27 protein-coding genes are annotated in these 23,561 nt (G+C 57.3%); 16 read left to right on the top strand and 11 right to left on the bottom strand.

The genetic code is table 11. The annotated features are described in order from the left end of the window. Window positions 1-5: 5 nt before the first annotated feature. The 5 genes from HEP89_RS04180 to HEP89_RS04160 all read left to right on the top strand — a co-directional run bounded on the left by HEP89_RS04180 (window position 6) and on the right by HEP89_RS04160 (window position 4,063). Entirely contained in the window at window positions 6-860 is an 855-nt protein-coding gene (locus tag HEP89_RS04180; protein ID WP_168691669.1) for a type IV toxin-antitoxin system AbiEi family antitoxin domain-containing protein, read from the top strand. Beyond that, window positions 847-1,776, top strand: a complete 930-nt coding sequence (locus tag HEP89_RS04175) for a nucleotidyl transferase AbiEii/AbiGii toxin family protein (RefSeq protein WP_168691401.1) — start codon at window positions 847-849, stop codon at window positions 1,774-1,776. Before HEP89_RS04180 ends, HEP89_RS04175 begins: the two co-directional genes overlap by 14 nt. A 327-nt stretch (window positions 1,777-2,103) precedes the next feature. Further along, on the top strand, window positions 2,104-2,610 hold the full coding sequence (locus tag HEP89_RS04170) for an antirestriction protein ArdA (protein WP_168691400.1): 507 nt from the start codon (window positions 2,104-2,106) through the stop codon (window positions 2,608-2,610). A gap of 11 nt (window positions 2,611-2,621) precedes the next feature. Further along, window positions 2,622-3,053 (top strand): hypothetical protein, encoded by a 432-nt coding sequence (locus tag HEP89_RS04165; protein ID WP_168691399.1) that lies wholly within the window; start codon window positions 2,622-2,624, stop codon window positions 3,051-3,053. A gap of 278 nt (window positions 3,054-3,331) precedes the next feature. After that, entirely contained in the window at window positions 3,332-4,063 is a 732-nt protein-coding gene (locus HEP89_RS04160) for a hypothetical protein (protein WP_168691398.1), read from the top strand. Here the strand turns inward: HEP89_RS04160 and HEP89_RS04155 are convergent. The 3 genes from HEP89_RS04155 to HEP89_RS04145 are packed head-to-tail and all read right to left on the bottom strand — an operon-like array spanning window position 3,970 to window position 6,338. Next, complete coding sequence (locus HEP89_RS04155) at window positions 3,970-5,520, bottom strand: IS66 family transposase (RefSeq protein ID WP_168691397.1); 1,551 nt, start codon at window positions 5,518-5,520, stop codon at window positions 3,970-3,972. The two genes, HEP89_RS04160 and HEP89_RS04155, sit on opposite strands and share 94 nt — an antisense overlap. Window positions 5,521-5,574: 54 nt before the next feature. Next, the gene (gene tnpB / locus HEP89_RS04150; RefSeq protein WP_168691668.1) at window positions 5,575-5,931 is read right to left on the bottom strand and encodes an IS66 family insertion sequence element accessory protein TnpB; all 357 of its coding nucleotides are present in this window, start codon (window positions 5,929-5,931) and stop codon (window positions 5,575-5,577) included. Next, window positions 5,925-6,338, bottom strand: coding sequence for a transposase (locus tag HEP89_RS04145; protein WP_168691396.1), 414 nt, complete (start codon window positions 6,336-6,338; stop codon window positions 5,925-5,927). Before HEP89_RS04145 ends, tnpB begins: the two co-directional genes overlap by 7 nt. A gap of 68 nt (window positions 6,339-6,406) precedes the next feature. On the opposite strand from HEP89_RS04145, the gene HEP89_RS04140 reads away from it, so the two are divergent. Beyond that, window positions 6,407-6,592: a hypothetical protein gene (locus HEP89_RS04140; RefSeq protein ID WP_168691395.1), complete on the top strand. Its 186-nt coding sequence runs from the start codon at window positions 6,407-6,409 to the stop codon at window positions 6,590-6,592. Between the two features lie 663 nt (window positions 6,593-7,255). Further along, the gene (locus tag HEP89_RS04135) at window positions 7,256-7,471 is read left to right on the top strand and encodes a hypothetical protein (protein ID WP_168691394.1); all 216 of its coding nucleotides are present in this window, start codon (window positions 7,256-7,258) and stop codon (window positions 7,469-7,471) included. A gap of 71 nt (window positions 7,472-7,542) precedes the next feature. On the opposite strand, the gene HEP89_RS04130 is transcribed toward HEP89_RS04135, so the two are convergent. Next, window positions 7,543-8,136: a recombinase family protein gene (locus tag HEP89_RS04130; protein WP_168691393.1), complete on the bottom strand. Its 594-nt coding sequence runs from the start codon at window positions 8,134-8,136 to the stop codon at window positions 7,543-7,545. Between the two features lie 160 nt (window positions 8,137-8,296). On the opposite strand from HEP89_RS04130, the gene HEP89_RS04125 reads away from it, so the two are divergent. Further along, window positions 8,297-8,644: a hypothetical protein gene (locus tag HEP89_RS04125; RefSeq protein ID WP_168691392.1), complete on the top strand. Its 348-nt coding sequence runs from the start codon at window positions 8,297-8,299 to the stop codon at window positions 8,642-8,644. Here HEP89_RS04125 and HEP89_RS04120 read toward each other — a convergent pair. The 3 genes from HEP89_RS04120 to HEP89_RS04110 form a co-directional block, all read right to left on the bottom strand. After that, window positions 8,641-9,429, bottom strand: a complete 789-nt coding sequence (locus HEP89_RS04120; protein ID WP_168691391.1) for a hypothetical protein — start codon at window positions 9,427-9,429, stop codon at window positions 8,641-8,643. The genes HEP89_RS04125 and HEP89_RS04120 overlap by 4 nt on opposite strands. A gap of 79 nt (window positions 9,430-9,508) precedes the next feature. Continuing rightward, entirely contained in the window at window positions 9,509-10,834 is a 1,326-nt protein-coding gene (locus HEP89_RS04115; RefSeq protein ID WP_168691390.1) for a relaxase/mobilization nuclease domain-containing protein, read from the bottom strand. Then, window positions 10,831-11,250 (bottom strand): hypothetical protein, encoded by a 420-nt coding sequence (locus HEP89_RS04110; protein ID WP_168691389.1) that lies wholly within the window; start codon window positions 11,248-11,250, stop codon window positions 10,831-10,833. The genes HEP89_RS04115 and HEP89_RS04110 overlap by 4 nt, the downstream gene beginning before the upstream one ends. An 869-nt stretch (window positions 11,251-12,119) precedes the next feature. Here HEP89_RS04110 and HEP89_RS04105 point away from each other — a divergent pair. Next, on the top strand, window positions 12,120-12,428 hold the full coding sequence (locus HEP89_RS04105; RefSeq protein WP_168686384.1) for a hypothetical protein: 309 nt from the start codon (window positions 12,120-12,122) through the stop codon (window positions 12,426-12,428). Between the two features lie 85 nt (window positions 12,429-12,513). Continuing rightward, window positions 12,514-13,017, top strand: coding sequence for a GNAT family N-acetyltransferase (locus HEP89_RS04100; RefSeq protein WP_168691388.1), 504 nt, complete (start codon window positions 12,514-12,516; stop codon window positions 13,015-13,017). 528 nt (window positions 13,018-13,545) lie between these two features. Here the strand turns inward: HEP89_RS04100 and HEP89_RS04095 are convergent. Continuing rightward, window positions 13,546-13,755 carry a cold-shock protein gene (locus HEP89_RS04095; RefSeq protein ID WP_023002246.1) on the bottom strand — a complete coding sequence of 70 codons (210 nt, stop codon included), beginning with the start codon at window positions 13,753-13,755 and terminating at the stop codon, window positions 13,546-13,548. A gap of 449 nt (window positions 13,756-14,204) precedes the next feature. On the opposite strand from HEP89_RS04095, the gene HEP89_RS04090 reads away from it, so the two are divergent. Continuing rightward, window positions 14,205-15,776 carry an alpha/beta hydrolase gene (locus tag HEP89_RS04090; RefSeq protein WP_168691387.1) on the top strand — a complete coding sequence of 524 codons (1,572 nt, stop codon included), beginning with the start codon at window positions 14,205-14,207 and terminating at the stop codon, window positions 15,774-15,776. Window positions 15,777-15,877: 101 nt separating this feature from the next. On the opposite strand, the gene HEP89_RS29970 is transcribed toward HEP89_RS04090, so the two are convergent. Together HEP89_RS29970 and HEP89_RS04080 are read right to left on the bottom strand one after the other, a co-directional pair. Then, window positions 15,878-16,144: a BA14K family protein gene (locus HEP89_RS29970; RefSeq protein WP_023002244.1), complete on the bottom strand. Its 267-nt coding sequence runs from the start codon at window positions 16,142-16,144 to the stop codon at window positions 15,878-15,880. Between the two features lie 165 nt (window positions 16,145-16,309). Beyond that, on the bottom strand, window positions 16,310-17,011 hold the full coding sequence (locus HEP89_RS04080) for a Crp/Fnr family transcriptional regulator (RefSeq protein ID WP_023002243.1): 702 nt from the start codon (window positions 17,009-17,011) through the stop codon (window positions 16,310-16,312). A 124-nt stretch (window positions 17,012-17,135) separates the two neighbouring features. On the opposite strand from HEP89_RS04080, the gene HEP89_RS04075 reads away from it, so the two are divergent. The 5 genes from HEP89_RS04075 (at window position 17,136) to HEP89_RS04055 (ending at window position 23,092) form a co-directional block, all read left to right on the top strand. Further along, complete coding sequence (locus tag HEP89_RS04075) at window positions 17,136-17,654, top strand: FecR family protein (RefSeq protein ID WP_075284314.1); 519 nt, start codon at window positions 17,136-17,138, stop codon at window positions 17,652-17,654. Next, window positions 17,651-19,522 carry an adenylate/guanylate cyclase domain-containing protein gene (locus HEP89_RS04070; RefSeq protein WP_168691386.1) on the top strand — a complete coding sequence of 624 codons (1,872 nt, stop codon included), beginning with the start codon at window positions 17,651-17,653 and terminating at the stop codon, window positions 19,520-19,522. The genes HEP89_RS04075 and HEP89_RS04070 overlap by 4 nt, the downstream gene beginning before the upstream one ends. Before the next feature lie 381 nt (window positions 19,523-19,903). Continuing rightward, window positions 19,904-21,256, top strand: a complete 1,353-nt coding sequence (locus tag HEP89_RS04065; protein WP_077290837.1) for an aspartate aminotransferase family protein — start codon at window positions 19,904-19,906, stop codon at window positions 21,254-21,256. Continuing rightward, the gene (locus HEP89_RS04060; protein ID WP_168691385.1) at window positions 21,253-22,341 is read left to right on the top strand and encodes an anhydro-N-acetylmuramic acid kinase; all 1,089 of its coding nucleotides are present in this window, start codon (window positions 21,253-21,255) and stop codon (window positions 22,339-22,341) included. The genes HEP89_RS04065 and HEP89_RS04060 overlap by 4 nt, the downstream gene beginning before the upstream one ends. 133 nt (window positions 22,342-22,474) lie before the next feature. Further along, window positions 22,475-23,092, top strand: coding sequence for a GntR family transcriptional regulator (locus tag HEP89_RS04055; RefSeq protein ID WP_023002238.1), 618 nt, complete (start codon window positions 22,475-22,477; stop codon window positions 23,090-23,092). On the opposite strand, the gene HEP89_RS04050 is transcribed toward HEP89_RS04055, so the two are convergent. Beyond that, window positions 23,093-23,497 (bottom strand): MAPEG family protein, encoded by a 405-nt coding sequence (locus HEP89_RS04050; protein ID WP_168691384.1) that lies wholly within the window; start codon window positions 23,495-23,497, stop codon window positions 23,093-23,095. Window positions 23,498-23,561: the final 64 nt, after the last annotated feature.

Raw genomic sequence — 23,561 nt, 5'->3', positions numbered from 1 at the left:
TCAGTATGGCTGAGCATAATTCTTCATTGCTAAACCGACTTGAAAAGGACCTGCCTGAAGGGCTGGTCGTTGATGCCGCTTGGCTGGAAGAACGCGGAATAGCCAGCAATCTGCGCGCTTACTACGTCAAAAACGGATGGCTGGAGCAACCCGTTCGCAGCGTCTACAAACGACCACGCGGCAGTCTAAGCTGGCAACAAGTCGTAATATCGCTCCAGACCTTGCTACTGAGAACGCCGCTTATCGTCGGCGGGCGAACAGCGCTGCAACTACAGGGATTCGCTCATTACCTTTCGCACGAGACCAAGAGCGTTCACCTCTACGGGCCAAAGAAACCACCTGCATGGCTGAAAAAGTTGAACCTCCCCCAGCGCTTTGTCTATCACAACAGCGCAACGCTATTCCGGAACGATCCCATCACATTCGGACTGAGCAGTCTTGCCTGGAATATAGCGGATGGAAGTGGACGCGATCTGACCCGCTTTCAGGGCGGTAGTTTGTCTACGATCACGTGGGGTCAATGGGATTGGCCCCTAACGCTTTCCCAGCCAGAACGCGCCTATCTCGAAATGCTCGATGAATTGCCGAGCCATGAAAGTTTTCATCAGGCCGACATGATCATGCAAAGCGCGGCAAATTTCAGTCCGAGGCGTTTGCAAAAACTGCTCGTCGATTGCGACAGCGTGAAAGTGAAGCGCCTCTTCTTTTTCTTTGCGGATCGCCATCGTCATGCGTGGCTCAAGCGACTGGACAAAGAGGCAATCGATCTCGGGAAGGGCAAACGCATGCTTGTTTCCGGAGGGAAGCTTGATCCGGTCTACTTGATAACCGTGCCGGAGGACCTCGATGCCGTTTCGTGATCAATACCAAAGTCAGGTCCGGCTCCTCATGCGCCTTCTGCCCATCGTGGCGCGCGAGAGCTGCTTTGCGCTCAAAGGCGGCACAGCCATCAATCTCTTCGTTCGCAACCTGCCGCGCCTTTCGGTGGATATAGACCTCATGTATCTCCCAATGCATGAGAGGCCGAAAGCCCTGGCCGAAATTGACGCAGCCATGAAACGGATCGAAGCTGCAGCGTTGGAGGAATTGCCTGGTGCTCGGGTTTCAGAGAATGTCAGCGAGGGAACAATTCTGCGCCTTTTGGTCATGGCAGATGGGACGCAGGTGAAAATTGAAGTCTCGCCGGTACTACGCGGTGTGGTCCATGAGCCATCGACAATTCCGGTGACTGAAGCCGTGGAAGAAGCCTTCGGCTACGCAGAAACAAGCGTTGTGTCTTTCGCAGACCTTTATGCCGGCAAGCTGGTGGCAGCGTTGGATCGTCAGCATCCGCGCGATCTCTTCGACGTCCGAGACCTGCTTGCCAATGAGGGGCTGACCGACGAGTTGCGCGAGGCTTTTGTCGTCTATCTGCTGAGCCACAACCGACCCATGGGCGAGGTGCTTTCCGGTCGCGTTAAAGACCTGGCCAACGAATACCGCAATGGCTTCGAAGGAATGACGGAAAAGGATGTGACAATCGAAGAGCTGATTGAAACCCAAAATGAAATGATTGCGAAGTTGATCGGCGAAATGCCGGATCGCCACCGTGAATTCTTAATCGGTTTTGAACGCGGCGAACCGAATTGGGAGCTATTGAAGATCCCACACGTTGCTGATCTTCCAGCGGTGCGTTGGCGGCAACGCAATCTCGATAAGCTGAGCCGGGAGCAACGTTCCGCACTGGTTGATCTGCTGGTAGCCTCACTCCAAGGTCGTACACACACAAATGCATAAGAGCTTAAGCGCTAATTGGCCGCTTTGATGGCCGGTTCTGTTTGGCCGTCCGGGCGGGCTGTCGTGAACCGAGCCTGATGTCTCGGCCATTCGGCTTACATCCCTGACGCATGAGTATTGGGCTGCTTTGCAGCGCTTTCCCGTTTGTCGGGGAAGCCAAGAGGCTTTGCCTCTTTCTCCCCGCAAGGAAAATAGACGCTGGCCGTGGCTCGGCTTTGCCTGCGCCCGCACCACCCAGCATCGATTTTCCTTAGCCCCTCCCATCTCCATCCTCAGCCGGAAGCAGGGTTGCATGAACAACCCACTTTCTATTTGGAGGATTTATCAATGACTTATCTCTTTGCTCAGCCCTATGACATTTCAGCAAACGGCTTTTACTTCGAGAGTTTTGAAGACTATCAGGCCAAGGCTGCGAAGGCCGTGAACCACTACGGCGAACGCGTCGAAGAGTTCGAGATCCAGTTTATCGATGGAGAAGACATCGATTGCGAACTCGCAAAAGCCTACGGGATCAATCAGGCCAATCTGAAAAGCTATTTCAGCGCTGTAGACGAACTGGACGAGGACGAAAAGAAAACGGTGATTTTAGCCGTTGGTGAATGCGGCTACGACATCGAACGTGTCCTTGGCCATATCAGCGGCGTTGATCTGGATATCTATTATGTGTCCAGCATGCGTGAGCTGGCCGAGCAGTTTGTCGAAGAAGGTCTGTTCGGGGAGATCCCCGAACGCCTGCAATACTACCTCGACTATGACGCAATCGCCCGTGATCTGTCGGTGGATTACACCGAGACGGTGATTGCCGGTGAAACCCTCATCTATCGCTGCGCGTAGGAGGAGGGATCATGACACAAACCACTTCAATCGAAATCGAACTAGAATGCGGCGGATATTCCGCTGGGCATCCTTGGTACTACCTGCTTGGCGGCACCGTACCGACCTTGAAACAAATTCGCGCCTATGCGCAGAAATTCGAGAAGCGCGGCTATAGGGTAGAAGAAATCGACACCGCGCACAGGCTGCCAGAGCCAAAACGCACGGCTGCTCTCTCAAAAATCCGCGCAGATATCATGGAAGGGCTGCGCGGAGATATCAGCGGTTTTCGCAGGGCGGCAAGGAACCTGACGGAATATAGGAAAAAGCACCAACCCGAGGCCAGTCCAAGGATCTGTGACGGTGTGCATGTGGCTATCAGCCTGAAATTCTCCCATCTGCTGAATGATTTCATCCATCTGCAGAAGCTGGATTCAATACCTTCACAACTCGACCTGTTTTGATTGATTGGAAGGGCAAGTCTCTTGCCCTTCTGCCACATGGCGAATGTGGGGGTGCAAGGGAAAGCGAATAAGCGCAAGGGGATGGTGCGGGCGCAAGGCTCCGCCTGTGCCTCGGTTCCCCTTGTCCCGTAGCGGGGGCAAAGCCCCTTTGAATTTTTTGAGACGTTTTGTCCGTTTGAATGCTCAAAATCGGCTAGCGCCTTGCTGTGCAAGTCGCCTTTCGCCCGAAGTTCTAGTATAGCCATGCGCCACTAGGGGTTGAAGCTATGGGGGCTCGTTTGAACTATCCGCTCATCGGCGCACTAAGCGTGTTTACATTCGTCATACTGGCCACAGCCAACGCGATGATCGTCCCGCTCGACCCGGCAGCAGTATGTGAGACGAAACTCTGCATCATCGTGCGCACCTTCAGCGAATACCAAACCCTAACAGGTGCGGGGCTTGCGATTATTGCGGCCTTTGTCGCCGCCCGCCCAGCATGGCTTCAGCTTCAAAAAATGAAACTGCAGCAAGATATTGCAGCGCGCTCCGCCATAGTCAGCCGACTAAAGGGAATTGAGGGACGTGCCAGATACATGGAGAAGGAGGTGGATTCACTACTGCGTGAGATTATGAACCACCTTTACGATTTTGATGACGAGGGTGAGTTTGGAAATGCTTCAACACCAGTTGACCCGCAATGGGCTCACAATATGTCGTCCCAGTGTCTTAGCATTGCCAGCAAGCTCGAAACCCATCAGAAATTGATGCGTGATACCCATCGCATAGAAACTGCGCGGCAAAATGTTATTTTAGCGCTAAAAGCTTTAGATGATTGCCTGGACGGTATTTCCCTCTATGCAAGAACAAAATACGAGCCAGAGATATCTTCTAGCCAACGAGAAGAATGTAGGCGCTGTTTGCGTCCCACAGGGTTTCAACTTGACGGCTTGAAGTTCCATGGCAGGAGTTCATCGATCCGACTTTTCGGGTGGCCGCCAGCAATGGCTTCGAGGGTCGCCTTGAGATAGGCGAAGGGCTCGACGTTGTTGATTTTCGCGGTCTCGATAAGGGATGCGATGCGGCCCCAGGTGCGGCCGCCCTCGTCATGGCCGGCGAACAATGCATTTTTCCTGTTCAGGGCAATTGGCCGGATCAAATTCTCGACACTGTTGCTATCGATCTCGACACGGCCATCGTGAAGGAAGGTCTGTAAACCGTCCCAGTGACGATGGATATAGGCGAGTTTCTCGCCGAGGCGTGACTTGGCGGAGACCCGGAGCCGTTGCTTTTGCAGCCATTCCCCGAAGTTGGCAACCAGAGGCGCGGTGCGGGCCTGCCGGGCCGAGAGCCGCTGCCCTGGCGCCGTGCCGCGGATATCGGCCTCGACCCTGTAGAACTCGGCGATCCGGCGCAAGCCTTCGGCGGCGATCTCGGAGCCGTCGCGGTCGAAGACCTCCTTCAGTTTCCGCCGTGCATGCGCCCAACAATGAGCCACGCGGATCGGCTCGCCGCCCTTGCGGGACGAGCGCGTCAGGCAGTTGTAGCCTTGGTAGCCATCGAGTTGCAGGACCCCGTCGAAGCCACGCAGGAATGTCTCCGCGTTCTCTCCGCGGCGGTCAGGCGCATAGAAGAAGACCACGCCGGGTGGATCGTCCCCGCCCCAGGCCCGGTCGTCTCGGGCCAAGGCCCATAGATATCCGGTTTTCGTCTTACCGCGGCCCGGATCCAACACCGGCGCCGTCGTCTCGTCCATGAACAGTTTGGTCGACACCTTCAGGTGCTCGGCCAGCCGGTCGACCACCGGGGCGAGGTGGAACGCGGCGGTACCGACCCAATCCGCCAGCGTGCTGCGATGGATATCGATGCCCGACCTGGCAAGGATCTGGCTCTGCCGGTGCAAGGGCAAATGGTCCGCGTACTTGGCAACCAGAACATGCGCAATGGCGCCTTCCGTCGGCAGACCGCCTTCGATGAGGTGAGCCGGTGCCGTCACTTGGGTGACGCCGTCGGTACAGGAGCGGCAGGCGTATTTGGGGCGAACGGTAACGATCACGCGCAGCTGTGCGGGCACGATATCCAGCCGCTCCGTGCGATCCTCGCCAATCTTGTGCATCACGCCGCAGCCGCAGGGACATTGCAGGTTGTCGGGTTCGATCACATGCTCAATGCGCGGAAGGTCCTTCGGCAGGTTGCCTCGATTGCGACGGGCCGGACGGCGGGGTTTGCCCTCAGAGCAGAGCTGCGTATCCTGGCTTTCCTCAACCTCGGCGATGGCTGTCTCGAGGTCTTCGAAGGCCAGTTGCCGTTCGTCTTCGCTGAGCTTCTCCGACCTTTTGCCGTGAACCGCGTGGTTCAACTCCGCGACCAGGTGCTCCAGGCGCCTGTTGATCTCCTTGAGCGCATCCCGTTCCCGCAGGAGCGCGGCGACAGCATCACGCTGGTCAGCGGGGATCGCGGAAAGATCGATGGCGACAGTGGAAGGCATGGGTCGAGAATAACCCGGGGCGGCTGCGGATGCCCGCCATTTCCGGTACCTGATTCATTCTGCCGCAGCGGGCCGGCTGGTCTCCAGAGCCTTGACCTTGCGCCAGTCCAAACCGGCGAACAGGGCCTCGAACTGCGCCCGGTTCAACGTCATCACGCCGTCACGAACGGCTGGCCAGGTGAACGTATTTTCTTCAAGCCGCTTGTAGGCCATCACCAGCCCGGACCCATCCCAGAACAAGATCTTCAATCTGTCCGCTCGCTTGGCCCGGAAGACAAACACAGCGCCGGTGAACGGGTCCTCCTTCAGCACCGATTGCGTCAGCGCGGCAAGCCCATCGTGGCCCTTCCTGAAGTCGACCGGCCGCGTCGCCACAAAGATGCGGACATTGTGCGACGGCAGCATCAAGATGAAACCACGAGCGCATGAACAATCTCCGCCACCCGCACCGCGGGCGTGTCGGCTGCCAGATCGATCGTCACATCGCCGAAGACGATGTGGAGCATGTCGGTCGATCGCGATGGAACCTCCTGAGCCTGAGCGGCAGCTGGCTCACAAAGCACGAGTGGTGCGAAGGCAGTAGTTTCTTCAGCGGTCTCGGCGGCGGGCAGGATCAGCTTGCCCTGCTTGGCCAACCGGCGCCATGCCGAAAGGTGGTTCGGCTTCACTCCGTAACACGCCGCCACGCTGTTGACCGTGGCGCCCGGTGCCAGCGTTTCCGCGACAGCCTGCGCTTTCACCTCATCAGGCCATCGACGTTGACCCGACGCATAGAACTCGACACCAAGGGATTTGAGAAACGAATTTGTAGCACACATTGCGAAACGCACTCCCAACATTGAGATGCGTATCAAGTCGCAACCCGGATCAAGACGGGCAACGTGGGGTGCTGCCAACGCTTACAGAAGAATTCAAAAATATTGAAGAAAAATCTAGAGCCGATCTTCCAGAGAAAACCCGTGAACTCACAGAAGCCCTGAATGACGCAAAAGAAGTTAGCGCATCCGAATCCAAGGCAATTCGTCGTCGCCTTCGCCGGATCGATGATGCCATTTTGGCCGAGCCCGAATAAAGGCTTTTATTCGGGCTCGGCCGTCTCCGCTAAGGCGCAGGAGACGGAGCGCGGCTGCGCCATGCCAATTCGGCCTCGATAGCGGCCAATGTGGCCCGGATTGCAGGCAAATCCGCAGGATCAATCTGCGGGCATGTCAGAGCGCGAAAGAGCAGTGAGCGAAGCCCATAAAGCTCCTGATCGCGCAGTCTTCGCAGTGCGTCTTGTTCAATCCATCCTCTCATAACAACCTCCGTTTCGCTTTGGACCCGAGCCGTTCGGGTCGTCATGGGATCGGGAGGCGCAGGGGCTGATCGGTTGAAACACCCTTCAGGGGCGCAACATCAATCGTGGAGCAGGAAAGCGCAGCGTTCCTTGTCATCCGCAGATCAGCTCATGCCAGAACCGAAATGCCTCAGACCCGAGCGAGGAGGGCAACGCAAACGGCGCGTTGTTTGGATGGATTGGTTTTAAGTGCAGAAGAAGCCAGTGATCCGCCTATGGGCTTCGGGAAAGCCCGTCTTTTATCGCAATTCGTCCTGACCGAACGTGGCCTGCCGTCAAGTGCCTGCCCGCGCCTGTTCGCGTATCCGCTCACCCGTGTTGGACATGACCGCGAGGCCTTCTCCGTCCGGTCTATCGGAACGGCGTAGACGAGCCAAACCCGAACCCAAGGAGGAAATCATGGCAAACTCGAATGAAGACCAAACCAACCAACCGACCAACGCACCGGACTTTCTGGCCTGGCACGTCATCGACAAAGGCGAAAAGTCTTTCTGGAACAAGGTCGGAGCAGCATGGAAACACAAGGACGATAAAGGCTTCACGCTCCAGTTTGAAGTCGTCCCCATCAATGGCCGCATCGTTATGCGTCGACCTTTGGACGATCCTAGAAGCTAAGTAAGAACGGGGCGCCAAGCGGCGCTCCATTTTTGCTGCAGCAAGAATACAGGCGTGTGATCATCTGTTCATCACGGCGCACAATCCAAACCCAAGCGCCTAATGGCCCTGTCCAACGTCATCCGAGACACACCAAGCATGTCGGCGATGTCATCGCGGCGTTCTCCGGCCATGATGAGACGGTGGGCTTCAACAATCGCTTGCGGACCCAGGATGCGCGGGCGACCTAATTGACTGCCGCGCCTCTTCGCGGCTTCGAGGCCGCAGAGGGTGTTCTCGAGGATCGTATCGCGTTGGAATTCGGCAAAGGCGCTAAAGAGGTGAAAAACGAGTTTGCCGCCTGGCGTCGCGGTGTTTATCCCCTCTGACAGTGACATAAAATGAATGTGCTCTTCCTGAAACCTCACAAGCAGATCGGAGAGGTGGAGCACAGAGCGTCCAAGACGGTCGAGCTTATAGACGACGACCGTATCATTGGGTTTGATGTCCAATAGCAAGGCATCCAATCCTGGGCGGCTTCCTTTCGCTCCTGATACGCCATGATCCTCAAAGATCGGCCTGCACTTTGCGTTCTGAAGGGCATCCAACTGCATCGAAAGGCGCTGATCTTTGGTACTGACGCGCGCATAGCCCACACGACGGCCCGAGGTTTTTTCTTCGGTCATGACGCGCTCTCCGCTTCACAAAAACCATCCTTTTTGAGCAGGCGGAACGGGGAGGCATTTTCGGCCTCAACAAAGTTCGAATGGGGCGGAAACCCCGCCTTTCGAGTTTTGCATAAATCTTGTTCTAGGCTTATCGTCGTTTTATCAGAATCCATGAATTATGATCGGCATAAAACGCGTCTTAACCGCAAGTTTTTGCTTAGGAATTCTGCTTTTTTGCATGCCATCGTATGCAGAAGGTCGGTTTACGGCTGAAGAATTTTTAAAGCAGCCAGCCGCAAGTAAATCCGGCTATATCCAAGTCTCACTGATGACAGCGAACTTCATCGCCAATCAAAATGACACGGCACAGGGCAAGTGCATTGGGAATTGGTATGATTCCAATCGCTCGGGTGCTGAGGAGTACATTCTCGAAATAATGGCAAAAAATCAGGATGTTCATCCGCTCTCAATCATCATGTTCATTGCCGAGAAAGAGTGCGGATCGTTCAAATACAAAGCTGATTAAAAATTCAAGCTGTCTACTTTGGGCGCTGAAGCAAGGGATGTGTCTTGTCTCATGCCTGGCGCAGCCACTTCGTTTGTCATGCGACTTTCGACTTCTTGAACTTGGGCATCAATCTCCTTCACGCGTTTGATATCAGCCTCTTGTTGCTCATGAATGTCAGTAATTTCGTCTTTGGTCGGTGGCTTGTCCGCGTCTTCCAAACGATCCGCAATTTCCCCAAGACGCAAACCGATCGCATCGTTTTCTTTGGCTAATTGACCCAGAGTGGCCTTGTCTTGCGTCAGTGACAGATAGGCTTCGTAGCCGGGGCGGCCTTCCCAATCATAGCCTTCGGCAATAGCCGGATCGACCAACTCACCATCGGCGGTATAAACCGAGCCGTCTTCGTTCATGAAAGCCTTGCGGCCATCGGGGAGCGTGACGGCTTGATCAAGCGTTTCATCTATCCTGCTATCGATCTTCGCCATGACCTGCGCGATGCGATCATGCAAGTCTGTCACAGCCGCTTGTCCTATCCGGTTTTCATCCAAAGCTGCTTGGTGCATCTGTGCATATTCGGGATCGCTGAGAAGCAGGATATCCAAAGCGGACATCGAAGAACGCGAAGCCCGCCCGCCACCAGAGCGCTCGGCAATAGCCTCGCGTGCGTCACTGTTCAGGAAACGGGGAATCCGTCCAACTTGGATACCAGCGGCCTCACGTTGAGCGTCCTCAAAATCCAGCCGCTGGCGCGCTTCTTCAGATGCACCGGATCTATCGTTAAATTCCCCAAAATAATCTTCCATACTCAAATTACGCTATACAATTAATAGTTTTACATATGCGTACATCATATCATTATTGAGGTAAGAAATGCAAAATTACTTAGTCCATTTCTAAAGTGGGTCCTGAGTGATATTTTGGTTCATGTGTGCTTTCTTGTCTTGGATGCGCTCGCGGCTTAGGTTCCTTTGAAATTTCGTGGTTGCGAGTGTCCTTCTCCGAAGCCTTTAAGTAGTTGGTCATTTCCCGCTGAAGGTCGGCGATTTCCTGACTGCGTTGCTGGCGCAGAATCTTAATTTTTTGCTGGAGCCGTTGACGTTCTTCGAGGTGCTGAACGATCAGCTTTTCCTTTTCCGCAGCATCGCGTCGGTAAGCCTGCCAGGCTTCATATTCGTTCTGTTGCTTGATGCGGCGTGTCTTGCCTGTCAGATGGCTCCACAACCCTCCAAGGCCCCTAGGGAGCCTTGCGGCGCGTTGCTGCGCTTCGTGACGCTGGCGTTTGTCCAGTTTCTCCGAGAGGAGGGTGCGCTCTTTCTTCTGACGCTCGACCATTTGCGTTCGCTGATATTCGATAGCGGGGCGCAAACGGCGGTAGTTCAGACCGACATCATGGATGAGGCTCTTCAGCTTTTCATCCATGCGTTCGGACACCATCATTTTCACCTCTTCAACGGAAGGAAGCTGCGTGCTCTGGCCAAAGCGATCCCTAACATCTTTGGCCTTCACGCCCGACCAACGTGCCAGCGAATAGACTTCGCCGCGTATATCCACAGCAACCACGGTACGCCGGTCACCTCTGGCAATGAAGTAGCCTTTTTCCTGAAGAGCCTCTTTGAGGGCTTTGGCATTATCGGATCTTTGCCAGCTCTCCTGAAACATGGCTTTGACCATTCGGGGGTCTTGCTGGGTGCGTTTGGCCTGTTGCCATTCCTTGAGGCTGAAATTGAGTGGATTGCGCAGTTCGCGGTCGATAAAGCCTTTGGGCAACTCCCAACCATGTTCGAGATAGAGTTCCTTAGAAACCTCCATAAGGCGGTTTTTAAAGAAGGGGAGCTGCTTGGCTGTCATGGTCTGCGCATCGATACGCGACCACACCGCGTGTGCGTGCCGTCTCCCTTCTTTCTCGTGGAAGACAATTACGCGTGGATGATCATCCAGACCCAGCTTTTGCTCGATCATTTCAATCGCGGTTTCGAAGGTCTCGACAGGCACGTTTTCAGTTTCTGGAGGGCTAAGGCTGAGCGAGAATAAGAACTGCTGGCAACGCGTGCCTTTGGCGATGGCTTCGGTCTCATTCAGAGCGCTATACAAATCTTCGCTGAGGAAGCCGCGTAGCTCATGCAGTTCCACATGCTCATTGTCCTGCGTATTAAGCAGATGTCCGGCGAGTTGGTTGGCGTTTGCACGCTGAGAGGCCTTCAAGATCATGGGCCACTCTCCGGCCCCTTGCCGAGCGCTTCCATAAGAGCGCAGCGCATATCTTCGATAGCTGCACAGGCCTCCTTCAAGGATTCGTCAGTTTCTGGCGTAACTGGCAAGATGCCGGTATTCACCGCGCGAGCCAGTTGATTGAGATTCGCGGATAGCCGTGACGCGCCGAGCCCGGCCAGAACACGCCCCAATGCCGCTTGATCTTTAACCGGAAACTTGCCACGCGTGCGCCGTGGCGTGACATCATCGCCTAAGATCTGGGAACGGATATACGCCCCAAGAGACATGCCTGCCGCCTGCCTCTCCAGCAGGGCACGTTCCTCGAATGTAAGACGAAGAGAAAAGGGTGGCGGATATTTCAGCTTCTCGCTCTTGTCCGCTGACTTATTGAATTCACGGTCCAGAGGGTTCATCGTCGCACCTCAGACCGTCAGTGTCTAAATGTCTGAGATGGCGTTCCCATTCCTCAAGCGCTTCAAGGAGAGAGTTTGCACTTTCTCCGCCTAGGTGCGCCACTTTTCCCGCACCATCAGTATTTGATCTGCTTGCACCTGTGTGTGTTGCGCTGAAGCGTTGTCGGTCTGTCTGGACAGTTTCCAGGAAGCAATTTCAGCATTTGCCGTTTCCGCAATAGCTACATTCGTGCTTTGGATTCCCGCTTTCCATGCGATGGACCGGACAGGTTCTCGTGGGGGCTAATGTCGTTTAAAGGCCAGGTCGTCAGCGGGTGATTTGCCGAATCCCAATGTGCCTGATCCGGGAAATCGGATCTTGTTTCCGATGACACATGCCGCATGTTCTTGGGCAGGTGATTACGGTCGCCCGGCTTGGATCGTCCCTATAAGAAGGGGGCGTTTCGGGTCATTCCAAAAGAATTGGAAGAAATAAAATCTCAAAATATTTTGATGTTTGATTATTATTGTAAAATGTGTATGCTGAAAATTAGAAAAATAAGCGCGGAACAAAATAAAAAATCAATCTCACCGCCTATTTTGTCATGAAAATTCAAAGTAAATAAGTGTATTTTTTCCTTGTCAGGGTGCTGCTTAGGCCTGTGCCCTCCCTGGACAAGTGTACCCGCGAAACCGGTCATGACACATTTGGCGGCGCAGATGTTTACCGCTTTCCGTCATGCATTTGGCCTTCTCGGATCAAGGACAGTTTACGGAAGCGGCCACCGTATGCCGGTTGAACAGGCTGATACACGTATCTGTCGATAGCATAGCGTCACTTGGCGGATCTCAGCCGGCGAATTCTTCAAATCAAAGGATACCCAGTTATCATGACCAGGAAAACGGTCGCAAATACCAGCCAGGGCAGAGCCTCGGGTGGCTCTTCGGACCACAGTTTCAGGATAGGGCAGGCCGTGCGCCTGAAAAACGTATTCGGTGGCAAGGGCATGTCCGGCCTGACGTATCGTGTGACAGGCAGGTTGCCTGCTCGCGATGGCATGCCGCAGTATCGCATACAGTCCGATGGGGAAGCGTACGAGCGCATGACCACGCAGGATCAACTTGAAGCGGTTGGCGAAGCTGCTTCTGGTTCCAACTCGACGCTGCTTGAAAAAACATTCGGTTCAAGCCACCGTTAGGCTGCTGGAGAACCGGTTCTGCCCGTGCGCGAGAAGAGGTGTTCCTCATCTGTGATTGCCTGATGAACCAGGAACAGGAAACGTGGTGGAACTGGTCGAATTTGCGTCTGATGGCGATCTATCAGACGGCCTGCCCAGATCCCGTCTCAGGGCTTTTCTTGCGACTTGTTGGCGGGAAACCTACCAGGAACAATTGGGTAGCGACACTGCCACCGCGATGGTCGAATCCCTTGCCGGAGACGATCTGGGTGGCATTCTGCCTGCGACGGATGAACGGGTAGTCCTCGCGTTTCATGACGATCGGATCGTCGGAAGCTGCGTCTACGCAGCTCGCGGGGCAATTGTCTATGTCTGGGGCTGTTACATCAGCCAGGCGTTCCAGAGATCGGGGACCGGACGCAGATTGATCCGGCATGTTCAGCGTGAAGGTTCGAGCGCAAGGCGGCTTCAGGTCACGGTGCTATGCGCCAGCACAGGCGCGATCGCCTTTTACGGATCTCTGGGATTTGCAGTTGTGGAACACGTAGAATACGAGCTCTTTCCCGGTTGCAGAGAGCCGGCGCAGGTCATGGAACTGGCGACTGCCTGACGGTGTGCCATGGTTCCGAAGCTTTGGCCGGAGAAGCAGAAGCGATCGCCGAACGGCAATCGGGGCGATCCATTTTGAATGCCCGTTTCGCTCGCCTTGCCGAAAGTGCCCTTAAGAAGCCCCTGGAAAAAGAGAAACGAAACCTGGCGTCAGGCTTTGGGCACAATGGGTTTGCGGGGTTTTGCCGGGGCTGACTTACCTTTGGCGGTATTCGTGGCGGCGGCTGCCTGCTTGTCCTGGCTCGCCAGTCTTGCAGCTTTCAGCCGGGCCGTCTTGGCGTCGCGGGCAGATGTCTCGGCCTCATTGATTTCACGCGCGACCCGACGCGTTGTTTCCGCTTTGCTTTCCGCAGTTTCCCGTCGTGTGCGAAGCGGGCTTTCATTATCCTTGCACGAAGTCATCTGCACGTCTCCAACCGTTCACTGGTGGTAATTGCAAAAAAGGCCGGGAGTTACCCCGGCCTTTTCCATTCATCCTGCTGCCCGGTGCCAGTACATCCGTGGTCACCGAACAGAGTTGGATGCAGAATTAGACTTCCTGAAGGTTGTCAGCAGCGGACTTGCCGGAGCGGCGGTCCTGGACAACTTCAAAGCTGACCTTCTGGCCTTCGACCAGGCTGCGCATGCCTGCGCGCTCTACAGCGGAGATGTGCACGAACACGTCGGCAGCGCCATCTTCCGGCTGAATGAAGCCAAAGCCTTTGGTGGTGTTGAAGAATTTTACGGTACCTACTGGCATAACGATTTCCTTTCAATCGGTCATGGTAGTTTGCGCGCCTCACGGTATGCGGGGCGGCGCGGTTAGGTCGACGTTGATGGGAAGATCGTTCAGAACACGGTAAACCGCGCAGTCACAAAGTTCGACAAACAATATCGATGAACGTTACCTAAGTTGAAACCGTGTCGAAAACAAGGCGCATTTCCTGTTTCTTTGAAAAGAATTTTTGCGACGATGTAACTTAGCAATAATAATTCGTTTTGATCCGATTTCAGGATCGTTTTGGCCGATGACCGGGCATATCGGCTGGGTGCAGGCCCAGGGGTAATAACGGAATTCCGGTTAATGGACGTAGAACCTGGCAATTGGCGAAGGCGCAGGCGGTAGTTCTGACAGGTTTGTTTTACCAGCCTTCTTTTAGGTGCTACAAAGACGCGAAGTGTTTTTCCAAAGTGAGTTCAGAGACATACATGTCCCAGGCGCTGGAAATTTCGCTCCTTGGGGAACTGCGCGTCAGGGCCATGGGGCAGGAAATTGTTCTGCCGGCCTCCAAGAAGGCACGGGCGCTACTTGCGTTTCTGGTTGCGACGGGGCGGCCGCATCGGCGTGAGCGATTGTGTGAGCTGTTCTGGGACCTTCCGGACGATCCAAAAGCGGCGTTGCGCTGGGCACTCAGCAAGCTGCGGCGGGCGGTCGATACGCCGGACCGGTTGCGCATCATCGCCGACCGCGAGCGCGTCCAGTTCGATGCTGAGGGCATCGGTATCGACATTCTCGATATTCACGCAAGGCTTCGGAACCAGGCAGGATTGCTTGGCGTCACCGAGCTTGAGGACATGGCAACGCGGCTCGGGAATATGTTGCTGGACGGCCTGGACGGTGCCGGGGACGAGGCTTTCGATGCCTGGCTGACGGCTGAACGCGAAGACGTCCATCTGGCACAGGTGGAAGTTTACAGGCGTCTGGCAACCCACAAGGATATTGGACCGGCTGCCAGTCGGAAGTGGCAGCGACTGTGGCTGGAAGCCGACCCGGAAGGCGCAGAGGCGCACCAGCGGATGCGAAGTGATACGTCGCCGGCAGGCCTTCAGCGGGTCACTTCGACCTCAGGTCTTTCGTCTGACCACGTCGTGCTTGCCGAGACGAGTTCGGCCGACCCGGCAGACAGGGTTCGCAAGGCCCGTGCCCATGCGCTCAGAGCGCAGAATATCGGATTTTGCGACGTGGCAGACGGCACCAGGATCGCCTATGCGAGCATCGGGTCCGGCCCACCTATTCTGAAGGCGGCCAATTGGCTGAACCACCTGGAGTTCGACTGGTCGAGCCCGATCTGGGGCAGAAGCTTTGCAGAGCTCTCCCGCGGCCGCACGTTGATCCGCTACGACGAGAGAGGCTGCGGTCTGTCCGATTGGGATGTGGACGATCTCGGGTTCGACGCCTTTGTCGAGGATCTTGAGGTCGTTGCCGATACCCTGGGGCTGGAGCGGTTTCCGCTGGTGGGTATTTCTCAGGGCTGTGCCGTGTCGGTTGAATACGCCGTGCGTCATCCCGAGCGCGTTTCCGGACTGATCCTGATCAGTGGGTATGCTGCCGGCTGGCGATATCTCGCCTCACCGGAGGAACAGGCCCGCCGCGAAGCGGTGATCACGCTGACGGAACTTGGCTGGGGAACGGATAATCCGGCCTACCGGCATATTTTCTCGCAAACCTTCATGCCGGATGCCAGCGCGGAAACCCTGGACTGGTTCGACGATTTTCAGCGTCAGACAACCTCGCCGAAAAACGCGGCGCGGTTTCAGGAAGCCTTCGGCCGTATCGATGTCCGGCATCGCCTCGGGCAGGTAAAGGCGCCGACAATCGTTTTGCACTCCAGATACGATCAGCGCATTCCGCTGGAACTCGGCCAGGCTGTTGCGGCAGGCATCCCGGGGGCGCAATTCGTGGCACTGGAAAGCCGAAATCACATTCTGGTCGATCAGGAACCTGCCTGGCAGGTGTGCCTTGGTGCCATCCATCGCTTTCTTGAAGAGAACGGCATCTGATTTTGGCTCTTGCCGGAGGCGCATTCCGGCGGGGCAGAGCCGGGATATGATCTCCGTGCTCTGCCCGCTTTGCCGGCAAATGTCTCCTGTCAGGCGAATGGTCAGCGGCTAATGAACGGAGAGGAGCACTGCAGGCGCGAGCCTTGCCCGGATTGGAACGTGTTGTCGGAAACACGATAGGAGTTGTAGCGGCCAAAGCACCAGTCGATATGCCGTGTCACAACCGCATCGCGAGCGCCAAAAGCCCATTGGTGCTGATAGCCCTTGTGGTTGCTTTTTCCATAGCCACCGGCAAAGGCGGCAGGGGCGAAGGTCGTGGTTGCCAGGGCTGCGGCGGCAACGGCGGTGAAGATGGTTTTCCTGAACATCTGGATCTTCCTTTGGCTTGGTGAAGGCGAAGTGGTGTTCGCCTGTCCCTCTTACCTAGGAGAGATCATTCGCCAGGGCCTGTGACGCGCGACACTGCCCCGACATCGGCTGTCTGATGACAGCCAGCGCGTCCCGAGTTCTGGCCAAAACGGCTCTCGTGTTCCTCACACGAAGTCCGCGACGTCCTCCAGGCCTTCCCGGTTTCGGATGATCAGCCAGCCTTCCTTGAGGTCGATCAGGTCTGCTTTCTGGAACTTGCGCAGGCACCGGTTCACTGTCTCTCGCGTATTGCCGATCATCTCTGCGATTTCCGACTGGGAGAGCGACAGTTTGGTCAGCGGCTTCTCTTCAGTGCCGGGAGCGGTCACGGTGATGCGGAGCAGAAGGCGGGCGAGACGTTCCGGCAGACCGAGAAAACCGATTTCCATCATCCGTTCGTCCGACCGGCGAACGCGCTGGCAAAGCAGCTCGATCAGCCGGATGGAAAGAGCCGGATCGCGATTGAGCACTTCAAGCAGAGACCTCCGTTCAACCACAACCAGCTTGCAGTTGGTCAAGGCGCGCACGTTTGCTGACCTCTCGCCGCCATCGAGCAGGGCAATTTCGCCGAAGATGTCGCCGGGATGCAGTTCCGACAAGGTAACATCGCGGGCGCTGGGCGTCGGCATGCTGACGCGCACCGAGCCTTCCGCAATTGCCATCATGCTTTGCCCCGGCGTTCCCATGTCGAAAATGATATCGCCTGCGGTGTAGCGTTTGACATGTGCGAAAGCGGCCAGATCCTTGCGGCTCTCGTCATCCAGCGCTTCGAAAATAAAGCTCTGTCCCAGGAGCTTTTCCTTATTCAAACTCTCTTCGGTAGCCATATTCTCTCTTTCTCGTGTGATGCGAGCACCAGTACAACGGTGGTTACAACGGTTGTTGTGTCATACCATGGTGGTATCTCACGGCGATGCCTTACCTAAAATTGACAAGCCTATCGGGATTGCAATGTCAACAAGACGATTGAAATTGGCCGGAACCCTGATCGGGTTGATGCTCGCAGCGTCCTCCACGGCCATGGCGCAAAATGTGAACGGCTGCGAACGCACACAGGTCCAGGATCCGCCCAGGACTGTGTTTCAGTGCGCGAACGGTCTCGTGATCGAAGCAGAAGCAGCCAGTGCTTTCAACATCGACACCGCCGCAGGCGCCACGCGCCCGGAAGACGTCGATCTCGAAACCGATGCGATGCTGATCGAGGTCGAGCCGGGCAGTGGCCCGTTCCAGGTGCGAACCCCTCACGCCATTGCTGCCGTTCGTGGCACGATCTACGCAGTGGATGTCGGGCCGGAGCGCACGTCAGTCTTCGTTTTGCGCGGTCACGTGTCGGTATCCCGGCCGGATGGCAGCGATACGGTGCTGCTCGCAGCCGGTGAAGGAGCGGACGTCGCCCCGGGCCTTCCCTTCGCACCGGCCACATGGTCAGCGGAAAGGGCCGCAGGGCTTATGTCCCGTTTCGGTCAATGAAACTGAAGCTCTACGTCTGTCTCGTGGTCCTGGCGATGATCGTCGGGGCCGTCTCGGCAGGCTCCCTGGCGTTGGGCCATGTTGCCGGACGGGCAAGCGTGCTTGACCGGCTGGAAACGGTGCTTCTCGATCTTCGTATCCATATCAAGGGGCCGCGCGAAGCGCCGCAGGATGTGGTGATCGTGGCCATCGACGATCAGACGGTGGCCGCAGCCGGTCACTATCCGGTCGACAGGGTGTTTCTGACCAAGCTGGTTGACCGGATCCGGGCCGCGGGCGCCAAGGCCCTGGCCATCGACATTCTGCTGATGGGGAAATCGAACGAGGCAGCAGACGCCGGCCTTGCGACGGCGCTTGCTTCTCTGCCTACGGTGATTGCGGCCGGTGGCCAGTTCCCGCTTGAAAGGGCTGCGGCGGTACTGGTACCGGCTCCCGAAACCGAGCTGCGTCCGTTTGAAGCCTTCGCGGAAGCAGCCAGCGTCGGCCTCGTCAATGTCTCGACCGATGCCGGCGGCACACCGCGACATATCCCTCTCATTTTCAAGACCGACCAGGGGCTGGCCCCCTCGTTTGGCATGCAGGCTGTTGCCAGGTTTCTGGGCGCGCCTCCATCAGTGACTGCGGAAGGTATCCGGATTTCCGGGCGAGTGCAGTCGCTGGACCTGCAGTGGCAGCAGCCACTGAACTATTATGGCAAGGGCGGCACCATCAGAACCGTCAGCGCGCAATGGCTTCTTCAGGACGCCGCAGCCGCCAAGGCCGCTCTTGGCGGTCGCCTGGTGCTTCTTGGTGTCACCGCTTCGGCTGTCGGCGACCGGTTTTCGTCTCCGTTCGACCCTATCCTGCCTGGGGTGGAAGTCCTGTCGACGGGGATTGCCAACCTGCTGGACGGATCGGTTCTGCTACGCGACAGCCGGGTCCGCAGCTTCGATGCACTCGCTGCCGTCTCCATTACGCTACTGGGCATGGCCGTTGTCGTGTTTCTGCCGCTGGCCAGCGCAACCATCGTTTATCTGCTGCTTTTGCTGGGCTGGCTGACCGTCGTCGTCATCTGCTTCAACCAGGGCATCTGGCTCAACGCGGCATTGCCGATTGCGGCAAGCGTGCCGCCGGTTGTCGCGCTTGCTGTGCTGCGTGAGGGTTTCGAGTGGTTCCGGGTGCGCCGGCTGGTGGCGGCCCGGGAGGCTCTCAGCCGGTTTCAGGCGCCGGATCTTGCTCGGCGCATTGCCGATGATCCCGGCTTTCTGCTGGTCCCGCGGGAGCAGCCGGTTGCGATCCTGTTCATTGATCTGGCCGGATACACCGCCCTTTCGGAAAAACTGGGTCCTGCGCGAACCCGGGATGTTCTGAAGGCCTTTCATACGCTAGTCGTCAATGAGGCCGCGCGCAACAAGGGTCTGGTACTGGATTTCATGGGAGACGGGGCGATGATCGGATTCGGCATTCCGGACGCCGGACCAAAGGATGCCGCTGACGCCTGTCGCTGTGCCTTTGATCTCGTCGGTGCCGTGCGTGGCTGGATCCTTGCCTCCGGGCTCGACGCCGAAATTCGCGACGTACGCCTTGGCGGCCATTTCGGTCCGGTGGTGTTGTCGCGTCTGGGGCATGAGAACCAGCAGCAGATCGCGGCAACCGGCGACTGCGTGAACGTGGCCAGCAGGCTGATGGAAGTCGGCAAGTCACGTGGCGCTTCGATCGTCCTTTCCACCGCCCTGACGAAAGCCGCCGAGGCAGGTGGTGAGATGTTGGGAATGCCACCACGCAGGGAAGCCGTCGCAATCAGGGGACGCGTGCAGGAGCTCGAAGTTGCGCTCTGGACAGCGGACGAAGCCATGCCGGAGCGGCGCGCGCATTCTGCGACATACTGAATGTGCGCTGGGCGATCCCGGTTGGCCGAAATGCGGACGGGCGGAAGCTTTCTGCCACCGCCCGTTTGCTCCACCGGCCATCTGCTTGAGGGTTGCTCCGGCCAGTGGTCTGTCCGTTTCTGCGGACATGATGTAAGTAGCCCGTCTGGCCCCCGGAGACATGTGACGGCCATCACAGGCAAAAAGGTCTTCAGCCAAAGATCGCGACTTGCGATGCCTCGCGCTTGGCTCCGGCCTTTCGAAGCTCGTTTGCAGGAAAAATCGTCCCAAGCAATCTCTTCAATTTTGTCAGGCTATGGCCTACCGTGTGCTCCACCGCGCAGGAACCTTTGAGTCGCCTGCGGCCGGATCTTTCCAACCGCATTTGAGACGAGACCCTTCATGGCACAGCTGCCGAATTCCCTTGAAGCCCGCGACACGGCATTCCAGCTCCATTCCTACGCCGACGCCCGCCGTCAGGAAGAGACAGGCGCATTGGTGATCGAGAAGGGCGAAGGCATCTATGTGGAGGATATCAACGGCAAGCGTTACATCGAAGGCATGGCCGGTCTCTGGAGCGTTGCCGTCGGCTTCGGTGAAAAGCGCCTGGTCGATGCGGCCGCCCGGCAGATGGAGAAGCTGCCCTACTACCACACCTTCACCTACAAGAGTCATGGACCGTCGATCGAGCTGGCGGAAAAGCTGGTCGAGATGGCTCCCGTGCCGATGTCGAAGGCCTATTTCACCAACTCCGGGTCTGAGGCCAACGACACGGCAATCAAGCTGATCTGGTACCGGTCGAATGCGCTTGGCCAGCCGGAGCGCAAGAAGATCATTTCGCGCGTGCGCGGCTACCACGGTGTCACCATCGCTTCGGCCAGTCTCACGGGCCTGCCCAACAACCACCGCTCGTTCGACCTGCCGCTGCCGCAGATCCTGCACACCACCTGCCCGCACTACCGGACCATGAAAAAGGACGGTGAAAGCGAGGCGGATTTCGCAAAGCGCTGTGCACAGGACCTGGAAGACCTGATCCTGGCCGAAGGCCCGGAAACGATCGCGGCCTTCTTTGCCGAGCCGGTGATGGGCGCCGGCGGCGTGGTCGTGCCGCCGGACGGATACTGGCAAGCAGTTCAGCCGGTTCTGAAGAAATATGACATTCTCTTCGTCGCCGATGAGGTGATCTGTGGATTTGGCCGGACCGGCAACATGTTCGGTACGGAAACCTACAATCTGCAGCCGGACATGATGACGCTCTCCAAGGCTTTGTCGTCGTCCTACCAGCCGATTTCCGCGCTGCTTATCAACGACACGGTCTATCAGCCGATCGCGGACGAAAGCCACAAGATCGGCGTGCTTGGTCATGGTTACACCGGCAGCGGGCACCCGGTTGCAGCAGCTGTTGCGCTTGAAAATCTGAAGATCATCGAGGAGCGCGATCTGGTTGGCCATGTCAGAGCCATCGCACCGACCTTCCAGAAACGCCTTGCCGGCCTTGCGGAAAATCCGCTGGTAATCGAGACGCGCGGCATCGGGCTGATAGGTGCCGCGGAACTGTCGCATGAGGCGCTTGCGGCAACGCCCGGCGCGCTCGGCGCGAAAACCAATGCAATGTTCCACGACAAGGGCCTGATTTCGCGCAACATGCTGGACGCCATGGCCTTCTGTCCGCCACTGATCATTACCGAAGCCCAGGTGAACGAGTTGTTCGACATCGCAGAAGCCGGTCTCAAGGCAGTTCAGGAAAGCCTGTGAGCGATCACTACTCCATCCTTGGAACAATCTCGGGCACCTCGGCCGACGGTATCGATCTGGCGTGGATCGAAACCGACGGCCGGACGGTTGCCCGGTTCGGCCCTGCGGAAACGGCGAGCTACCGGCCAGAGACAAAGCGCCGGGTGCTGGAAGCTGCTGCGCGCAAGGGAACCGGACGCGACGACTGGCCGGAAATCGCCGCTGCGGTAACGCGCGACCATGCCGAGGCGATTCTGGGGTTTCTGGCAACGCACGGTCTCGCGCCGGATGCCGTGGTTTTTCACGGCCAAACGGTCTGGCACGATCCGGCCAAGGGCGAAACGGTTCAGCTGGGTGATCCTCAGTCTCTTGCAACGGATCTCAATGTTCCGGTGATCGGCGACGTTCGCCTGGCAGATATGGTGGCAGGCGGGCAGGGAGCCCCTTTGGTGCCGGTCTATCACCAGGCGCTCGCCAAGACACTGGTTGGCGAAGACAAGGAGCCCTTGTGTTTCCTCAATATCGGTGGAGTTTCCAATCTTACCTATATTGAAGGCGACAAGCTGCTGGCGTTCGATATTGGACCGGGCAATGCCTTCCTGGACGATTGGGTCCGCAAGCACGGTGCTGGCGACTATGACGCGGGCGGGGCGATCGCGGCAAGGGGCACGGTCGATGAAGATCGTCTTCAGGCAGCGCTCACCCATCCGTTCCTGGTCGAGCCGGGTCCAAAGTCCCTCGACCGCTACAGTTTTTCCGGCGAATTTGCTGAAGGTCTTGGCCTGGAGGATGGCGCTGCCACCTTGCTCGCTTTCACGGCAGCCGCTATTGCCAGCGCGGAAAAGCTTTTGCCGCGGGTTCCTCGGCTTTGGCTGGTCTGTGGCGGCGGACGGCACAATCCTGTTCTGATGAAAGCCTTGGCGAAGCTTCTTGCGGGAGATGTCGTGTCGGCGGACGACTACCGGATCGACGGCGATGCCCTGGAAGCCCAGGCAATGGCATTCCTGGGCGCGCGTTTGAAAGCCGGTTTGCCAACCACCTTTCCAGGCACGACTGGTGTCAGCCAGCCGGTTGTCGGCGGTAAACTGTTTACGCCCGGCACCTGAGCGTGCGTAGCAAGGCGCTTCTCCCGGTAATCGCAAAAACGCTTCTCTTCCGGAAGACATTGTTTCGGAAGGTCAAGCGATCCGAAAGCTGCAATTGCTTGCGCGAACCCCAGCTTGCCGCTAACCAGACATCATGAACGGATCTGAAATCTACCACCGGCTGATCGGCCTCATTGAAGAGCGGGTCTTGAAACCCGGCGACCGATTGCGCGAGGCAGACCTGGCGGAAGAATTCGGCGTCTCCAGAACGCCGATCCGCGAAGGCCTGAAACGGCTTGAGGCCCAGGGCCTCGCCGTGCACGAGCCCAACCGTGGCATGGTGGTGCCGACCCTTGATCATGGCCAGATCAACGAAGTCTACTTCATGCGGGAAGTTCTGGAAGGAACGGCCGCCGGACTTGCCGCCAAGCATGCGTCAAAGCCGGAAGTGGAGATCCTGCAGGATCTGGTCAGCGCCGATCGCAAGCGCATTGCGGACAAGGACAGCCTGGTGCGCTCGAACCGGGAGTTTCACCGCCGCCTGTGCCTGGCCTCGCACAATCGCTATCTGGTCGACCAGATCGACCACCTGCGCCTGTCGCTCATCCTGATGGCGGGCACGACGCTGGATACGCCGGAACGGCGCGAAACGGCAGTCGAGGAACATGCCGCAATCGTTGACGCGATTTCACGGGGCGACTGTGCCGCAGCAGAAGCTGCTGCCCGGCTTCACATTGCGCACGCACACAAGACCCGGCTGCAGCAGATCTAATCAGCCGGTCAGCAGACCGTTTGCCGAGCGCGTTAACAACATCAGTGCCGCGACAACCAGAACGGTGAATGTCAGGGCCATGCCTGCAATCCGGAATCTGAGCGGCTCCGGTTCCTGGCTGACGCTGTAGGCGTGCAGGGCCCTGCCGGTGAAAAGACCCACCCCAAGAGCCCAGAGCAGCCAGGGCGTGGCACCCGTCAGCTCCAGAAGCAGCATGAGTGTCAGCCCCAGCGGGGTATATTCTGCAAAGTTGCCGTGGGCGCGCATGCGTCTTTGCAAACCGCCATGGCCGCCATCGCCGAGGCCGATGCGTTCGCTCTTGCGCACGCCGATCACCCGAACACTCAGAAAAATGTAAAGCAGCGTCAGCAGGCCCGCGAAAAGCGGGGTGATGTAAAGCGCCATGTCGGCCCCTTGAAAGAGAGAGCCGGCAGCGCAGGTTCTGGCCGCCGGGGATGTTCAGCTTACG

It is taken from the genome of Labrenzia sp. 5N (genome assembly GCF_012395805.1).
GTDB classification, from domain to species: domain Bacteria; phylum Pseudomonadota; class Alphaproteobacteria; order Rhizobiales; family Stappiaceae; genus Roseibium; species Roseibium algicola.
Note: the sequence above shows the minus strand (reverse complement) of the source record. Positions and strands in the feature narration are given on the sequence as shown.

Coding starts and splice junctions, on each gene's coding strand:
- HEP89_RS04180 (WP_168691669.1), top strand. CDS start 6: ATGGCTGAGCATAATTCTTCATTGCTAAACCGACTTGAAAAGGACCTG.
- HEP89_RS04175 (WP_168691401.1), top strand. CDS start 847: ATGCCGTTTCGTGATCAATACCAAAGTCAGGTCCGGCTCCTCATGCGC.
- HEP89_RS04170 (WP_168691400.1), top strand. CDS start 2,104: ATGACTTATCTCTTTGCTCAGCCCTATGACATTTCAGCAAACGGCTTT.
- HEP89_RS04165 (WP_168691399.1), top strand. CDS start 2,622: ATGACACAAACCACTTCAATCGAAATCGAACTAGAATGCGGCGGATAT.
- HEP89_RS04155 (WP_168691397.1), bottom strand. CDS start 5,520: ATGCCTTCCACTGTCGCCATCGATCTTTCCGCGATCCCCGCTGACCAG.
- HEP89_RS04145 (WP_168691396.1), bottom strand. CDS start 6,338: ATGTGTGCTACAAATTCGTTTCTCAAATCCCTTGGTGTCGAGTTCTAT.
- HEP89_RS04135 (WP_168691394.1), top strand. CDS start 7,256: ATGGCAAACTCGAATGAAGACCAAACCAACCAACCGACCAACGCACCG.
- HEP89_RS04130 (WP_168691393.1), bottom strand. CDS start 8,136: ATGACCGAAGAAAAAACCTCGGGCCGTCGTGTGGGCTATGCGCGCGTC.
- HEP89_RS04125 (WP_168691392.1), top strand. CDS start 8,297: ATGATCGGCATAAAACGCGTCTTAACCGCAAGTTTTTGCTTAGGAATT.
- HEP89_RS04120 (WP_168691391.1), bottom strand. CDS start 9,429: ATGGAAGATTATTTTGGGGAATTTAACGATAGATCCGGTGCATCTGAA.
- HEP89_RS04115 (WP_168691390.1), bottom strand. CDS start 10,834: ATGATCTTGAAGGCCTCTCAGCGTGCAAACGCCAACCAACTCGCCGGA.
- HEP89_RS04110 (WP_168691389.1), bottom strand. CDS start 11,250: ATGAACCCTCTGGACCGTGAATTCAATAAGTCAGCGGACAAGAGCGAG.
- HEP89_RS04105 (WP_168686384.1), top strand. CDS start 12,120: ATGACCAGGAAAACGGTCGCAAATACCAGCCAGGGCAGAGCCTCGGGT.
- HEP89_RS04095 (WP_023002246.1), bottom strand. CDS start 13,755: ATGCCAGTAGGTACCGTAAAATTCTTCAACACCACCAAAGGCTTTGGC.
- HEP89_RS04090 (WP_168691387.1), top strand. CDS start 14,205: ATGTCCCAGGCGCTGGAAATTTCGCTCCTTGGGGAACTGCGCGTCAGG.
- HEP89_RS29970 (WP_023002244.1), bottom strand. CDS start 16,144: ATGTTCAGGAAAACCATCTTCACCGCCGTTGCCGCCGCAGCCCTGGCA.
- HEP89_RS04080 (WP_023002243.1), bottom strand. CDS start 17,011: ATGGCTACCGAAGAGAGTTTGAATAAGGAAAAGCTCCTGGGACAGAGC.
- HEP89_RS04075 (WP_075284314.1), top strand. CDS start 17,136: ATGTCAACAAGACGATTGAAATTGGCCGGAACCCTGATCGGGTTGATG.
- HEP89_RS04070 (WP_168691386.1), top strand. CDS start 17,651: ATGAAACTGAAGCTCTACGTCTGTCTCGTGGTCCTGGCGATGATCGTC.
- HEP89_RS04065 (WP_077290837.1), top strand. CDS start 19,904: ATGGCACAGCTGCCGAATTCCCTTGAAGCCCGCGACACGGCATTCCAG.
- HEP89_RS04055 (WP_023002238.1), top strand. CDS start 22,475: ATGAACGGATCTGAAATCTACCACCGGCTGATCGGCCTCATTGAAGAG.
- HEP89_RS04050 (WP_168691384.1), bottom strand. CDS start 23,497: ATGGCGCTTTACATCACCCCGCTTTTCGCGGGCCTGCTGACGCTGCTT.